Below are 14681 nucleotides of genomic sequence, written 5' to 3'. Positions count from 1 at the left end.
ACCACGATCATCAGGAAATCGACGCAATGGCAAAAGATGCAAAAGTCCAATCAAAAAACGAGACTTTTGTCGCCGATGAAACCGAGACTTTGGTCGAACCGGAACCCGCTCACAGAGGGGCCTGGCATTTGCGTGTTAGGTCGCGCGCGCGCCATCTGAGCCGCTCTACGCAGTTTGTACTGGCCGCTGCACTGATACTGGGGTTGACGATGTTTTTCGTCGGCAAACTGGTAAGTGCACGTATTGAGCGTGCAGCCGTACAAAGCGCTGCCGAGGCTGGCGCGCATTACATGGAAGCGTTTCTGGAGCCTTACGTGCAGGAGATGAGTCGCGATAACGGCCTGTCCCCCACCAGCGTCAAATCCCTGGACCGGCTGATGGAAAGCCGCTCGCTGAAGCGCCACATTGTCTCGATCAAGATCTGGCGAGCCGACGGCACGGTGGTTTACAGCACGGACAAATCCATCACCAACCGCCAGTTCCCGATGGATGAAATTGCCGAGGCGGTCAAAGGCAACGTGGTCACTGACCTTGAAGACCTGGATCAGGAAGAGAACGAATTCGAACGCAAGCTCAACGTCCCGCTCTACGAAATCTATGCACCGCTTCGCGAGTTCAATACCCGGAAAATCATCGCCGTGGGCGAGTTCTACGAAAAAGCGGAAAGCCTCGAACAGGAAATCAATCGGGTACGCCAACAAGTATGGCTGGTGGTCGGAACGGCCACGCTGGCAATGCTGACGCTGCTGTTTTTCATCGTCCGGCGCAGCGACCAGATCATCCAGCGTCAACAGGTCACCCTGCGAATGCGGCTGCTGGAGCAGACCCGACTGCACATCAGCAACGCGGCCCTGCATCGCAAAGTCAACACCGCGACCCAAGAGTTCTCGCGCATCAACGAATTGACCCTGCGCCGCATTGGCGCCGATCTGCACGACGGGCCGGCCCAACTGCTGACCCTGATTCTGATCCGCCTGGATGACTTGGCCGAGCACTGCACGACACTGGATCAAGAGTCGCTGGAAACCATCCGCGGCGCCGCCACCGACGCCCTGCGTGAGGTGCGCGACCTTTCACGAGGCCTGGCCCTTCCGGAAATCAATGATTTGACCCTGACGCAAGAACTGCAGTTGGTGGCTCAGCGGCATGAGCAACGCACGGGCAGCAAAGTGCAACTGAATGTCGCGTCATTGCCCGGCTCGGCACCACTGCCGGTCAAACTGTGCCTTTACCGATTTGTTCAGGAGGCATTGAACAATGCCTACCGACATGCCCAAGGCAAAGGTCAGACGATCACCGCGAATCACCAGGAAGGAACACTGACCATCACCGTCAAAGACGATGGGCCGGGCATGGCGGCCGACGCTTTAGTGGTCGATGGCCACGGCCGAAACCGCCTCGGACTGGCCGGCTTGCGCTATCGCGTGGAGTCACTGGGCGGCGCGTTCAGTATCGAGTCCTCGCCGGGCGTCGGCACTGCTGTCAGCGCGCAATTGAAGTGGTAGTCAGGAGCCCCCGTGAACATCCAGCGGCGTCGGCACCGGGTTGATGTGCAAGCGTCCGACAGCCTCGCGTTCCCAGTGACGCCTGAGCGCCGTGACCGCTTCCACACGATTGCGTGCGTGCAACTTCTGCATCACGCAGGTCATGTAGTACTTGACGGTTTTTTCACTGATAAACAGCTTGGATGCCACCTCTTTGTTGGTCAGGCCTTTGGAGACTTCGCGAATGATCTGCTCTTCCCGATGGGTGAGATCGATCTTGCGCACTTCAGCTTCATGCTTTTTGAAATTGCTCAGCAGCCTGTTGGCAAACTCGGGCGTGATAAAAGTTTCGCCTCTGGCAATCGAGCGGATCGCCAACACCAGGTCCGGCCCGCTGACCCCTTTCAACACATAGCCGCGCGCGCCCGCTTCCAGGGCTGAATAGGCGTCATCCTCAGACTCTGACACCGTCAGCATCAGCACTTTCACCTGCGGTAATTGCGTGGAGATGAACTTCACTGCGGCAAACACGTCACCCGGCATGTTGACGTCCATCAACATCACGTCCGGTCTCATCCGCTGAGCAATATCCCGTGCCTCGTCTGCACTGCCGCCCTGTTCCACGACTTGCAGGTCTGCCCTTTTCCTCAGCGTGTTGGCAACACCTTCACGCAGCAGAGGATGATCATCGGCAATGCCGATGCGGATGAAAGGATTCATGACGCGCTCCTGAAAAGGCCATGCGTTTTAACTCCCATTGATTAATAGCAGCTAACCGGCCCAGCCGTCGGGCTTCGATCCGGTGCAAACAGGGTCGCCAGCGCCAAAATTAGACTTAAGTCGGGCGATTTTTCGCCGTCAACAAGCCATCCGCGTAACAAGCGACCACAAAACAGGCCGGCAAACCGTTGTTTCTAAATCAATAAAAAACCGTCAGAAATATAGCGCCAGCAAAAACCCGGCCCTGGTGGCCATCCGACCAACAGTCGCTCTCCTACGCTGAGGTACATCAGGCCACGGCACTGGAACTTTGCGATGAACAAGAAAAATCACCCGCGATCCGAGTTTGCCGACGTGTTTTTTCGGCTGCGCCACACGCTTTATTCCCTGGCCGGATTCAGTGGTGTGATCAACGTGCTGATGCTCTCTCCTGCCATCTACATGCTGCAGGTGTATGACCGGGCGCTGGTCAGCAGCAACCTCACCACCCTGTTGATGCTGACCTTTTTGATGATCGGCCTGTACACCTTGCTGGCGATGCTCGAAGTCGTGCGCACTCGTGTGATGATCCGGGTCGGCAACCGCCTCGACATGGCCCTCAATCGTCGAGTGTTCACCGCCGCGTTCGAGCGCAACTTGCAACGCGCCGGCGGCAACCCCGCCCAGGCGCTGCAGGACCTTTCCCAGGTACGCCAGTTTTTGACCGGCAACGGACTGTTCGCCTTTTTCGACGCGCCGTGGACGCCGATCTACCTGTTTGTCGCTTACCTGATTCACCCGTTGCTGGGCATCGTCACCCTGTGCGGCTCGCTGATCCTGGTGGCGCTGACCTGGCTCACCGAAATCGCCACGAAGAAGCCCTTGGCCGAAGCCAATATGGCGGCTCAGGTCTCAGGCACATTCGCCAACAACAATTTGCGCAATGCCGAAGTCATCGAAGCGATGGGCATGCTGCCGGCAATCACCGGCCGCTGGTTTGGCAGCCATCTGCAGATTCTGCAAATGCAGACCCTGGCCTCGGATCGCGCGGCCTACATCAGCGGGCTGGGGCGTTTTGTGCGCATTACCTTGCAATCGCTGATCCTCGGCACCGGCGCCTTGCTGGCCATCGAAGGTTCGATCACACCGGGCATGATGATCGCCTGTTCCATACTCAGTGGTCGGGCGCTGGCCCCCGTTGAACAGCTGATTGGTGCCTGGAAACAACTGCTGACCAGTCGTCGTGCCTGGGCGCGCCTGAGGAGCCTGTTGCAGGACTTCCCGGCCCGCGCCGATGCGATGAAACTGCAAAAACCGTTGGGCATGATCTCGGTGGAACACCTGCACGCGGGTGCGCCGGGCATGACGCAAGCCATCATTCACGGGCCTAACTTCAACCTTTCACCGGGTGAATCACTGGGCATCATCGGACCTTCGGCGTCGGGCAAATCGACCCTGGCGCGTTTACTGGTCGGTATCTGGCCGGCGCTCAGCGGCAAGGTGCGACTCGACGGCGCCGACGTCTACCTGTGGAACAAACAAGAGCTGGGCCCGTGGATCGGCTACCTGCCGCAGGACGTGGAATTGTTCGAAGGGACCATCGCCGACAACATCGCGCGTTTCGGCAACCTCGACAGTGAAGCGGTGATCATCGCCGCCAGGCGCGCCGGCGTGCACGACATGATCCTGCGCTTTGCCCGAGGTTACGACACCACACTGGACGTCGACGGTAACCCATTGTCCGGTGGTCAGCGTCAACGCATCGGCCTGGCCCGAGCGCTGTATGGCGAACCTTCGCTGATTGTGCTCGATGAACCCAACGCCAACCTCGACGATGCCGGCGAGAAAGCACTGATCGAAGTGCTGGAGGACCTGAAGCAGCGGCGCTGCACCACGGTGTTGATCAGCCATAGGCCGAGCATCCTCGGCACCGTCGATAAAATCCTGATGCTGCGCGAAGGCAGCACCCAATTGTTCGGCCCACGGGAAGAGGTATTCGCGGCGTTGCGCCAAACCAGTGTGCTGCCGACCGTGGGCTCACCCACCCTGTCAGCCGTGCGCGGGAGAGAGTAAATGGGGGCCTTGAGCGTTGACCCGCATGGCCAGGAACTGCTACGTGCAGTGGCCGAGATCGACGTCGACGACCGACGCCCGGCGCGCTGGGGCGTGCTGTTGGTGATCGTCGGCTTCGGCAGTTTTTTACTCTGGTCATGGCTCGCGCCGCTGGACGCGGGGATCGTTGCCACCGCCACGGTCAAGGTCACCAGTAACCGCAAGGCCATTCAGCACCAGACCGGCGGCACCATTGACGCAATTCTGGTACGGGAAGGCGACAACGTCAGCAAGGATCAGGAACTGGTCAGGCTCGATGCCACTCAGGCGCTCTCCGAGCAAGGAGTGGTCAACGCCCAATTCATCGCCACGAAAACCATGGAAAATCGTCTGCAAGCCGAGCGCGACGGTTTATCGGAGGTGGTCTTCGACCCGCTCATGCTGCAGCGCTACGCCGACAATGAGCACCTGAACGAGGCGATCCGCCTGCAGCGTCATCTGTTCGAAACGCGCCGCGCCAGCCTCGCCGGCGAGCTCGATATTCTGCGCGAGTCGCTCAACTCCGCCGACGCGCAAATCAAGGGGCTGCAGCGCGTCTACAACGCCCGCTCATCACAGATCGGCTTCCTCAATCAGGAACTGACAGGCGTGCGCCAACTCGCCGCCGAAGGCTACGTGCCGCGCAACCGCATGCTGGAACTGGAGCGTACCGGTTCCGACCTGAATGCCTCTCAGGCCGATAACCTCAACAACATCGCCCGCGCCCGGGGCCAGGCCGCCGATATCAAGTTACGCATCATTCAGCGCGAGTACGACTACCGCAAGGAAGTGCAATCGCTGCTGGCCGATGTGCAGAAGGAAAACAGCGCCCTCACCGATCGCTTGCAGGCGCTGGACTATCAGGTGCGGCACACGGTGATCCGCTCGCCCATCGACGGCATCGTCCAGGGCTTGAGTGTGTCGACCGTCGGCGGAGTCATCGCCCCCGGATTCAAGATCATGGAAGTCGTTCCCGCCCATGAGCCGCTGCAAATCGATGCGATGATTCCGGTCCAGGCCATCGACCGCATGAACCCCGGGCTGCCGGTGATGATTTCGTTCCCCGCGTTCAACCATGTGCAGACGCCCAACATTCCCGGCAAGGTGCTGACCATCTCTGCCGACCGCCTGATGAGTGAGGACAACAAGCAGCCCTATTACCTGGCCCAGATCGAAGTGACTCAAGCCGGTATGGCCATGCTCGGCGACAATCACATCCGTGCCGGCATGCCTGCTTCGGTCACCATCAAGACCGGCGAGCGCAACCTGCTCAGCTACCTGTTGAAACCCCTGCTCGACCGCGTCAACAGCGCGTTCAAGGAGCAATGAGGTGAATGGCATGCGGCGGGTGATCGCGATGGCCACGCTACTGGGGCTGGCGCAATCAGCTGCAGCGCTGGACCTGCGCGAATCCTGGAACCTGATGCAGTTCCAGGGTCCGACCTTCCTGTCTGCCGGGCACGAGCGAGATGCCGCGTTGGAAAACCGCGCCATCGGCAAATCCGGCCTGCTGCCGAAAATAGGTATCACCGCGTTCGACAACCACATCAACGGCACGCAGCAACAGCCGGATTTCTACGGTAACAACCACACCAACGACCTCAACTACGCCTCACGCGGCGCCACCCTGCAACTGCGCCAGCCGTTGTTCAACAAGCAGAAAATGGCCGAGTATCGCCAGGGCCAGTATCAGGCCGAGTACGGCAACGCGGTATACGACGGCAAGGCCCAGGATTCGGCGGTGCGCCTGGCCGGGCGCTACTTCGACGTGCTTCTGGCCCATGAAACCGTCAAGCTGGCAACGGCCAAACTCAACGCACTCAATGAACAGGTGGCGTCAACTCAGCGCCGTCGGGAACTAGGCGATGGCACCATCACCGATGTCGACGAGGCCGTGGCCAGACGCGATCTCGCTCAGGCTGAACTGATTGAGGCGCAAGACAGCCTTGTCGTCGCCAAACGCCAGTTGCAGGAGTTCGTCGGTGAGGCTCCTGAGCAGATCGCGACGTTGCAGGAGAGCTTTCCCACGCCACCGTTGCAGCCCGACAATCTTCAGGAATGGATCATTCGCGCAGGCACCGACAATCCTTCTGTTCGCGCCCGCCGCCTGAATGTAAACACCGCCGATGAAGAGGTGGCCAAAGCCAAGGCGGGCCACTGGCCTACCCTTGATCTGGTACTGGGCTATACCGCCGCCGACAGCGAAACCCTGTCTACCCAGAATCAACGCAACCGTTACACCTCGGCCGGCGTGGAGCTGAACATTCCGCTGTACAGCGGTGGTTATGTGAGTGCCCGGGCCCGGCAAAGTGTGGCCACGCGCGACCAGGCTGAAGAGGATCTGAATGCCACCCGCGAAGAGATCATCTCGGGTACGACCCGAGAGTTTCGTGCAGTACAAAGTGGTGAAGCGCGCATCCATGCCCTGGAAAAAGCCGTCAGCTCCAGCGAGCGCTCGCTTTTGTCATCAAAGAAAGGGTTCCAGGCCGGCAGCAGCACCAACATCGACATCCTCAACGCACAGGAACAGATCTTCAACGCACGCCGGGACCTGTTCGAAGCCAAACTTCGCTATCTGCTGGCCAGGCTGCGTCTTGCCGCCGACGTCGGCGCGCTGGGCGACGACGATATCGCCGACGCCAATGCCTATCTGGGTCCACGTTTGACGTTCTGAGCCACCCCGACTGACCCTACAGCCCTTGATATACGCGGACTTTGAGTTTCTGCATCAGAATTTTATCTTCACATCCCAGCTTAATAATATTTTACCGATATCCCCCTCCTCCCTAGTCTGACCTCAAGCCAAACGGACAAGCCAACAGCGGCCCGAATCCCACTGCCTTGCTAGGAAGGATGTAGAAATGACCCCTGAGATAATAAAAACAGACACGCTGATCGTGGGTGCCGGCCAGGCAGGCGTCGCCATGAGCGAGCACCTGAGCAAACTCGGTGTGCCGCACCTGGTGCTGGAGCGCAATCGCATTGCCGAACGCTGGCGCAGCGGGCGCTGGGACTCGCTGGTGGCCAACGGCCCGGCGTGGCACGACCGCTTTCCCGGCCTGGAATTCGATGACGTGGATCCCGACGGTTTCGCCCCGAAAGAACGTGTAGCTGACTACTTCGAAGCCTACGCAAAGAAATTCAATGCACCGGTCCGTACCGGTGTGGAAGTGAAAAGCGTGGTACGCAATGTCGGCCGCCCGGGTTTCACTGTCGAGACCTCCGAAGGCGTGATCGAAGCCAGCCGCGTAGTCGCCGCGACCGGACCATTTCAGAAACCGGTGATCCCGGCGATTGCCCCGCAAGACCAACGTCTGTTGCAGATCCACTCCGCTGACTATCGCAACCCGCAGCAACTGCCGGCAGGCGCAGTGCTGGTGGTCGGTGCCGGTTCTTCCGGCGTGCAGATCGCCGATGAGCTGCAACGTTCCGGCAAACAGGTTTACCTGTCGGTCGGCGCCCATGACCGCCCGCCTCGCGCTTATCGCAACCGCGATTTCTGCTGGTGGCTCGGCGTGCTCGGCGAGTGGGATCAAGCGGCGATGAAACCCGGTCGTGAGCACGTGACCATCGCAGTCAGCGGCGCACATGGCGGTCGCACCATCGATTTCCGTGGTCTGGCCCATCGCGGCATGACCCTGGTCGGCGTCACCGAATCGTTCAATAACGGCGTGGTGACTTTCAAGCAGGACCTGGTCGGCAACCTCACTCGCGGCGACGAGAATTATCTGGCGCTGCTCGATGCCGCCGATGCCTACATTGAGCGCAACGGCCTCGATCTGCCGGAAGAACCAGAAGCGCGCGAAACCTATCCCGACCCTGAGTGCGTGAAAAATCCGCTAGTCGACCTGGATCTGGCCAAGGCTGGCGTCACCGCGATCATCTGGGCCACCGGGTTTGCCGTGGATTACTCGTGGTTGCAGGTCGCAGCGTTCGATGACAAGGGCAAGCCTGTGCATCAGCGCGGCGTGTCGAGTGAGCCGGGGGTGTATTTCCTCGGTCTGCCGTGGCAGTCGCGCCGTGGCTCGTCATTTATCTGGGGCGTTTGGCACGACGCCAAACATGTCGCCGACCACATCGCCACCCAGCGCAAGTACCTCGACTACCGCGATGCCGAACAGCGCGAGGCCGAGTTGCACCAGAACAGCCACAGCAAAGCCGCCGACACCGTCGACGCTTGACAGCCCTTTACGCCCCGGCGCCGATTGCGCCGGGCATACCTTCTTCAGGAGCTTTCCATGAGCCAGCCCACCCACACTCGCATTCGTATGTTCAACACCAAGGACACCTACCCGAACCAGACGCTGGACAATGACCTGTGCCAGGCCGTGCGCGCCGGCAACACGGTGTATGTGCGCGGCCAGGTCGGCACAGATTTCGACGGCAATCTGGTCGGCCTTGGAGATCCGCGCGCGCAGGCTGAACAGGCCATGCGCAACGTCAAGCAATTGCTCGAAGAGGCTGGCAGCGACATGAGCCATATCGTCAAAACCACCACTTACCTGATCGATCCGCGTTATCGCGAGGCGGTGTATGGCGAAGTCGGCAAGTGGCTCAAGGGTGTGTTCCCAATTTCAACTGGGTTGGTGGTGTCGGCACTGGGGCAGCCGCAGTGGTTGATGGAGATTGATGTGATTGCGGTGATTCCTGAGTAAGGCATCACACCGAGTCGCGGCCTTCGCGAGCAAGCTCGCTCCCACAGGGGAATGTATTTCAATGTGGGAGTGAGCCTGCTCGCGAAGAGGCCAGTCCAGACACACAAGGAGTTCAATAGATGACCTTTTCAATCGCAGCCCGCTGCGCCGAAACCGGCCAGTTCGGTGTCGCCATCAGTTCCTCCAGCATCGCCGTCGGCGCCCGTTGCCCGTGGCTGCTGCCGGGTGTTGGCGCGGTGTCGAGCCAGAACATCACCCTGCCGTCTCTCGGCCCGGAAGTCCTTGCGCTGATGGAGCAAGGTCTAGCGCCGGACGATGCGCTGGACAAAGTCCTCACGCGCAACGGCTACAGCCAGTACCGGCAGATCACTGCGATCAACCATCTCGGCCAGACCGCGTATTTCAGCGGTGCGCAAACCCTCGGCGTGCACAATGCTGTCACCGGCGAGCAGTGCGTCGCCGCTGGCAACATGCTCGCCGGGCGTTCGGTGATCGAAGCCATGGTCAGCGCCTTCGAGAATGGCGAAGGGCAACTCGCTGATCGTCTGCTCAAGGCCCTGCACGCCGCGCAAGCCCTCGGTGGTGAAGCCGGCCCGGTGCATTCGGCCGCTGTCGTGGTGGTCGGCGAGCAGACCTGGCCGATCGTCAATCTACGCGTGGATTGGGCTGAGGAAGATCCGATCGGCGAGTTGCAAACTCTCTGGGATGCCTATGCGCCGCAGCTTCAGGATTACATCGACCGCGCCCTCGATCCGGCCAAGGCACCGGGTTATGGCGTGGCCGGTGATGACCGATGAACAGCGTCGAGTTGCTCAAGACGTTGGTGGGTTTCGATACCACCAGCCGTGAATCCAACTTGCAGCTGATCAAATTCGTCCGCGATTACCTCGAAGGTTTCGACGTGCCATGCGCGCTGATCTACAACGATGAGCGCAGCAAAGCCAACCTGTTCGCCACGATCGGCCCGGTGGATCAACCGGGCATTGTGCTGTCCGGGCACACCGATGTGGTGCCGGTCGATGGCCAGCCGTGGACGCTGCCGCCGTTCGAACTGACCGAGCGCGACGGCAAAGTGTTCGGCCGTGGCACGGCGGACATGAAGGGCTACATCGCCTGTGTGCTCGCACTGGTGCCGTCACTGGTTAAAACGCCGCTGCGCATGCCGGTGCACATTGCTTTGTCCTATGACGAAGAAGTCGGCTGCCTCGGCGTGCGTTCGTTGCTCAAGGTTTTGCAGCAACGCCCAATCAAACCGTTGCTGTGCATCATCGGCGAACCGACCGAACTGAAACCGGTGCTCGGCCACAAGGGCAAACTGGCGATGCGCTGCGATGTGCAGGGCCATCCGTGCCATTCGGCGTACGCGCCGCTCGGGGTCAACGCGATTGAATACGCCGCCGAACTGATCGGCGAACTGGGTCGCCTCGGCCAGCAACTGAAAGCGCCGGAGCATCACGACGCGCGCTTCGACCCGCCCTACAGCACGGTGCAGACCGGTGTGATCAGCGGCGGCAAGGCCTTGAACATCGTGCCGGCCGATTGCCGTTTCGATTTCGAGATCCGCGCCCTGCCCTCGCAGGATCCGGCGCTCGTTGCCGAAGCGCTGCAAGCCTACGCCGAGCGCGAAGTGCTGCCGCGTATGCGCGCGGTCAGTGCGCAGAGTGATATTCGCTTCAGCGCCTTGTCGGCGTATCCGGGACTGGCCACCGATGCGCAAAGCCAGGCCGCCGAGTTGATCTCTGCGTTCTGCGGTTCAACGGATTTCGGCACCGTGGCCTTCGGCACTGAAGGCGGGTTGTTTGATGCAGTAGGCATTCCCACGGTGGTCTGCGGTCCAGGCAGCATGGATCAGGGTCACAAGCCCGATGAGTTTGTCAGCCTCGATCAGTTGCAGGCGTGCGATCAGATGCTTCAGCGCATGCGTGCGTTTATCAGTGATTGAACCCCGGCCCGACCGCCCTCACGGGTGCACTCGGGCCAGTTCTTCGCGGCAATGATCGACAAACAACTGCGCCGGTTTGGTCAGTTGCACCCGCCGCAGCCAGGCCGCCGACAATCCCGAACCGGTGACGTTTTCCGCCAGCGGCACGCACACGACTTGCTGGCCGTCGTAGGTGTAGTCGCTGAACGGTTTGGTCACCAGAATCGAAAAGCCGAAACCATTGCCGACCATGCCGCGCACCATCTCTATCGACGGTGAGCTGAAGACAATATTCGGCGTCAGCCCGCGCTCTTCGAAGATGCTCACGAAATAGGTGCGGCTCGGCACCACGTCGAGCAGGATCATCGGTTCCAGCACCAGATCAGCCAGCGAGACCTTTGCCTGTTGCGCAAAGCGGTGGCTGGCCGGCAGCAACGCATAAGGCTGCTGCGGCGGCATCAGCGGCGTGGTTTCGATGGTGCTGTCCAGGTCGTGTTCAAACATCATCGCAACGTCGATGCTGCCGGCGGTGAGGGCCTGCACCAACTCTTGTTGTTCGCCATCACGAATACGGATTTCCACCCCTGGCCAGCGCGCCTTGAACCCGGCGATCAAGCGCGGCAGGTACAGCGGCGCGACGGTTTCGAAACAACCAATATCGATCTGCCCCGCGACCACATCATTGTCAGCCAGCGCGTTCTGCTCGAACTCGTGCGCCACCCGTAGCAACTCCAGTGCCTTGCGATAGAACCGCGAGCCACTGGGCGTCAGCGAAACCCCTTGGGCATGGTGGCGGATGAACAACTGCACGCCGAAACTTTCTTCCAGATGCTTAATGGCCGTGGAGACCGACGGTTGCGCGATGTAGAGCTTACGCGATGCCTCGGCGACGCTGCCGCAGTCGGCGGTGGTGACGAAGTATTTGAGCTGGCGCAGGTTGTAGGCAGCCATGTGAGTCTCCCGAAGAGCGCGAGTGTTCGCCCTGTTTCCCTGGCGCACGATCAAGCTTGAACATACCGGACGCAGGCACCAGCCGAAGCATATTTTTTTTAAGGTCTGTAGCAACAAACTTACTAATTTATCTATCCCGACGCTTTGCACATGATCACTTCAACAAGAAATGCGCCGCCCGTGCCGGCGCTTGCCGAAGTACGTCCACGTACTCATCCTTGCCTTGGAGTTCGTCATGGCTACCCCAACAGCATCCTCCGCTCCGCTGATTGAAAAACACACGATAGGATACGTGCCCCCCGAAGATCGCCACGGAAAGGTCAGGGATCTGTTCACGCTCTGGTTCGGCGGCAATATCGCGCCGTTGCCCATCGTCACCGGTGCACTGGGCGTGCAGTTGTTTCACTTGAATCTGCTCTGGGGCATCGTCGCGATTCTCGTCGGCCATCTGGTCGGCGGCGTGTTGATGGCGCTGCACTCGGCGCAAGGCCCGCAGATGGGCATCCCGCAGATGATCCAGAGCCGTGCGCAGTTCGGCTCCCTCGGCGCGCTGTTGGTGGTGTTGATTGCCGGCGTCATGTACATCGGCTTTTTCGCCTCCAACATCGTGCTGGCCGGCAAGTCGCTGCATGGCGTGGTCGACAGCGTTCCGGTGCCGGTCGGCATCGTCATCGGCGCAGTCGGTTCGGGAGTCATCGGCATCATCGGCTACCGCTTTATCCACGTGCTCAACCGCATCGGCACCTGGGTGTTGGGAGTCGGCATCGTCGTCGGTTTCGGCTACATCTTTACCCACATTCAAACCGATGATTTCCTCACTCGTGGCAGCTTCAACCTGTCCGGCTGGCTGGCCACTGTGTCGTTGGCGGCGTTGTGGCAGATCGCGTTTGCGCCCTACGTGTCTGATTATTCGCGTTACTTGCCGGCCGACGTCAAAGTCTCGTCGACGTTCTGGACCACGTATCTGGGTTCAGCGCTGGGGTCGAGTCTGGCGTTCATCTTCGGTGCCGTCGCGGTGCTGGCGACACCGGTGGGGATGGACACCATGGACGCGGTGAAGCTCGCCACCGGTTCCATTGGCCCGCTGATGCTGGTGCTGTTTCTGCTCAGCGTGATCAGCCACAACGCCCTCAACCTCTACGGCGCGGTGCTGTCGTTGATCACTCTGGTGCAAACCTTCGCCTACCGCTGGATCCCCACCGCCAAGAGCCGCGCGGTGATCTCGATCATCGTGTTGCTGGCCTGCTGCTTTGCCGCCGTCGGCGCCTCGAAGGACTTTATTGGCCACTTCGTCGACATGGTGCTGGTGTTGTTGGTGGTGCTAGTGCCGTGGACCGCGATCAACCTGATCGACTTCTACGCGATCCACAAAGGTCAGTACGACATCCAGTCGATCTTCCAGGTCGACGGCGGCATCTACGGCCGCTACAACCCGCAAGCGCTGCTGGCCTACGCGATCGGCATCGCCGTGCAGATCCCGTTCATGAACACGCCGCTGTACGTCGGCCCGGTGTCGGCGCACATCAACGGCGCGGACCTGTCCTGGCTGGTGGGGCTGCTGGTGACCTCGCCGCTGTACTTCTGGCTGGCCAATCGGGACACCTCCTACCGTCGGCGGATGATGGGCGGGAAACTGGCGAGCAGTCTGTGATTTTGACCTGATGAACAACCAAGGCCCGCCCAGTGCGGGCCTTGTCTATTGCGGTGTGGTATTACTTCAGGCCTGACGATTATTGGGTAAGGGAAATCCAATGCTGCGAATACTGGGTAAAGCCTCATCGATCAACGTGCGCAAAGTCCTGTGRACTTGCGCTGAACTGCAGATTCCCTTCGAGCGTGAAGACTGGGGTTCGGGATTCAGATCGACGCACGATGCGCAGTTTCTCGCGCTCAATCCCTGTGCCATGGTGCCGGTGATTCAGGACGGCGATTTCACGTTGTGGGAATCGAACACGATCATTCGTTATCTGGTGTCGAGCTACAACGGTTCGCAGCTTTATCCCCTTGAGTCGATGGCGCGGGCGCGGATTGATCAATGGATTGACTGGCAGGCTTCGGAGCTGAATCGCTCGTGGTCGTATGCGTTTCTATCGCTGGTGCGTCAGTCGCCGGGGCATCAGGACAGCACGGCATTGGCTGCAGGGATCAAACAATGGTCGAAGAACATGGCCATCCTCGACCGGCAACTGGACAAGACCGGCGCCTACGTCAGCGGCGAACAGTTTTCCCTGGCGGACATTCCCATCGGGCTGTCGGTGAACCGCTGGTTCGAAACCCCACTGGCTCACCCGGATTTTGCCGCAGTGAAAGCCTATTACGAACGTTTGAGCCTGCGCCCAGGCTACTTGCTGCACGGTCGCAACGGCACGCCGTAATCGCGGTTATTTGCTTTTGAACGCCTCACGCCGCGCCAGCCGTTCGGCGGCGTAGGCTTCTTGTGGCTGGCTGATCAGATCTTGCCGACGCAACGGTTCGCCGCAGTGCTCGCACAGCGGCCCGAGGCCGGCGCTATGGTTGCAGTTTTTGTGGGTCATGTTCACCGCCAGCCCCTCTTCCGGTGATTTGCACCAGGTCTCTCCCCACGCTCGCAACGCAATGATCACCGGGTAGAACGCCTCACCTTTCGCCGTGAGGTGGTACTCGTAGCGTTTCGGCCGTTCGTTGTACAACCGGCGCTCAACCAGCCCCTCCGCTTCCAGGCATTTCAGACGCGCGGCAACCATCTGCGGCGTACCGCCGGTCTGCGCCTGAATCTCGTCATAGCGATGATTGGCCATGAACAACTCGCGCAAAACCAGCACGGTCCAGCGGTCGCCGACGATCGTCTCGGCCCGGGAAATCGGGCACAGCGTGTCGGGAAGGCTATCGTTTACTGCCATC

General features: G+C 60.2%; 13 protein-coding genes. 10 read left to right on the top strand and 3 right to left on the bottom strand.

Translation table 11 applies throughout. The features are described from left to right. Positions 1-26 precede the first annotated feature (26 nt). On the top strand, positions 27-1505 hold the full coding sequence (locus AC1DVF_RS17345; protein ID WP_477782846.1) for a sensor histidine kinase: 1479 nt from the start codon (positions 27-29) through the stop codon (positions 1503-1505). On the opposite strand, the gene AC1DVF_RS17340 is transcribed toward AC1DVF_RS17345, so the two are convergent. Beyond that, positions 1506-2204 (bottom strand): response regulator transcription factor, encoded by a 699-nt coding sequence (locus tag AC1DVF_RS17340; RefSeq protein WP_320337042.1) that lies wholly within the window; start codon positions 2202-2204, stop codon positions 1506-1508. It abuts the gene before it with no gap. Between the two features lie 315 nt (positions 2205-2519). Between AC1DVF_RS17340 and AC1DVF_RS17335 the strand changes: the two genes are divergently transcribed. From AC1DVF_RS17335 to argE, 7 genes are all read left to right on the top strand, one after another. After that, positions 2520-4256 carry a type I secretion system permease/ATPase gene (locus AC1DVF_RS17335; RefSeq protein ID WP_477782845.1) on the top strand — a complete coding sequence of 579 codons (1737 nt, stop codon included), beginning with the start codon at positions 2520-2522 and terminating at the stop codon, positions 4254-4256. Continuing rightward, entirely contained in the window at positions 4257-5603 is a 1347-nt protein-coding gene (locus AC1DVF_RS17330; RefSeq protein ID WP_477782844.1) for an HlyD family type I secretion periplasmic adaptor subunit, read from the top strand. Positions 5604-5613: 10 nt separating this feature from the next. After that, positions 5614-6948 (top strand): TolC family outer membrane protein, encoded by a 1335-nt coding sequence (locus AC1DVF_RS17325; RefSeq protein ID WP_477782857.1) that lies wholly within the window; start codon positions 5614-5616, stop codon positions 6946-6948. A 187-nt stretch (positions 6949-7135) separates the two neighbouring features. After that, positions 7136-8455 carry a flavin-containing monooxygenase gene (locus AC1DVF_RS17320; RefSeq protein ID WP_116255458.1) on the top strand — a complete coding sequence of 440 codons (1320 nt, stop codon included), beginning with the start codon at positions 7136-7138 and terminating at the stop codon, positions 8453-8455. A 57-nt stretch (positions 8456-8512) separates the two neighbouring features. After that, on the top strand, positions 8513-8929 hold the full coding sequence (locus AC1DVF_RS17315; RefSeq protein ID WP_007910844.1) for a RidA family protein: 417 nt from the start codon (positions 8513-8515) through the stop codon (positions 8927-8929). A 119-nt stretch (positions 8930-9048) separates the two neighbouring features. Beyond that, the gene (locus tag AC1DVF_RS17310; protein ID WP_477782843.1) at positions 9049-9726 is read left to right on the top strand and encodes a DUF1028 domain-containing protein; all 678 of its coding nucleotides are present in this window, start codon (positions 9049-9051) and stop codon (positions 9724-9726) included. Further along, entirely contained in the window at positions 9723-10871 is a 1149-nt protein-coding gene (argE, locus tag AC1DVF_RS17305; RefSeq protein WP_477782842.1) for an acetylornithine deacetylase, read from the top strand. The genes AC1DVF_RS17310 and argE overlap by 4 nt, the downstream gene beginning before the upstream one ends. An 18-nt stretch (positions 10872-10889) precedes the next feature. Here argE and AC1DVF_RS17300 read toward each other — a convergent pair whose 3' ends face one another. Further along, a complete protein-coding gene (locus tag AC1DVF_RS17300) occupies positions 10890-11801 on the bottom strand; it encodes a LysR family transcriptional regulator (protein ID WP_095050050.1) in 912 nt (303 codons plus the stop codon). Positions 11802-12036: 235 nt separating this feature from the next. On the opposite strand from AC1DVF_RS17300, the gene AC1DVF_RS17295 reads away from it, so the two are divergent. Together AC1DVF_RS17295 and AC1DVF_RS17290 are read left to right on the top strand one after the other, a co-directional pair. Then, positions 12037-13452 (top strand): purine-cytosine permease family protein, encoded by a 1416-nt coding sequence (locus tag AC1DVF_RS17295; RefSeq protein ID WP_460128140.1) that lies wholly within the window; start codon positions 12037-12039, stop codon positions 13450-13452. A gap of 100 nt (positions 13453-13552) precedes the next feature. Beyond that, entirely contained in the window at positions 13553-14176 is a 624-nt protein-coding gene (locus tag AC1DVF_RS17290; RefSeq protein WP_477782841.1) for a glutathione S-transferase, read from the top strand. A gap of 6 nt (positions 14177-14182) precedes the next feature. On the opposite strand, the gene AC1DVF_RS17285 is transcribed toward AC1DVF_RS17290, so the two are convergent. After that, a complete protein-coding gene (locus tag AC1DVF_RS17285) occupies positions 14183-14680 on the bottom strand; it encodes a winged helix-turn-helix transcriptional regulator (protein WP_460090582.1) in 498 nt (165 codons plus the stop codon). Position 14681: the final 1 nt, after the last annotated feature.

This window comes from Pseudomonas sp. P4_D7 (assembly GCF_056401755.1).
The sequence above is the reverse complement of the archived record's forward strand: the minus strand, read 5'-3'. Positions and strand labels throughout refer to the sequence as shown.

Excerpts from the sequence above, each read along its gene's own strand:
- AC1DVF_RS17295 (WP_460128140.1), top strand. The coding sequence starts at position 12,037 with ATGGCTACCCCAACAGCATCCTCCGCTCCGCTGATTGAAAAACACACG.
- AC1DVF_RS17315 (WP_007910844.1), top strand. The coding sequence starts at position 8,513 with ATGAGCCAGCCCACCCACACTCGCATTCGTATGTTCAACACCAAGGAC.
- AC1DVF_RS17345 (WP_477782846.1), top strand. The coding sequence starts at position 27 with ATGGCAAAAGATGCAAAAGTCCAATCAAAAAACGAGACTTTTGTCGCC.
- argE (WP_477782842.1), top strand. The coding sequence starts at position 9,723 with ATGAACAGCGTCGAGTTGCTCAAGACGTTGGTGGGTTTCGATACCACC.
- AC1DVF_RS17300 (WP_095050050.1), bottom strand. The coding sequence starts at position 11,801 with ATGGCTGCCTACAACCTGCGCCAGCTCAAATACTTCGTCACCACCGCC.
- AC1DVF_RS17340 (WP_320337042.1), bottom strand. The coding sequence starts at position 2,204 with ATGAATCCTTTCATCCGCATCGGCATTGCCGATGATCATCCTCTGCTG.
- AC1DVF_RS17335 (WP_477782845.1), top strand. The coding sequence starts at position 2,520 with ATGAACAAGAAAAATCACCCGCGATCCGAGTTTGCCGACGTGTTTTTT.
- AC1DVF_RS17330 (WP_477782844.1), top strand. The coding sequence starts at position 4,257 with ATGGGGGCCTTGAGCGTTGACCCGCATGGCCAGGAACTGCTACGTGCA.
- AC1DVF_RS17310 (WP_477782843.1), top strand. The coding sequence starts at position 9,049 with ATGACCTTTTCAATCGCAGCCCGCTGCGCCGAAACCGGCCAGTTCGGT.
- AC1DVF_RS17320 (WP_116255458.1), top strand. The coding sequence starts at position 7,136 with ATGACCCCTGAGATAATAAAAACAGACACGCTGATCGTGGGTGCCGGC.
- AC1DVF_RS17325 (WP_477782857.1), top strand. The coding sequence starts at position 5,614 with ATGCGGCGGGTGATCGCGATGGCCACGCTACTGGGGCTGGCGCAATCA.
- AC1DVF_RS17285 (WP_460090582.1), bottom strand. The coding sequence starts at position 14,680 with ATGGCAGTAAACGATAGCCTTCCCGACACGCTGTGCCCGATTTCCCGG.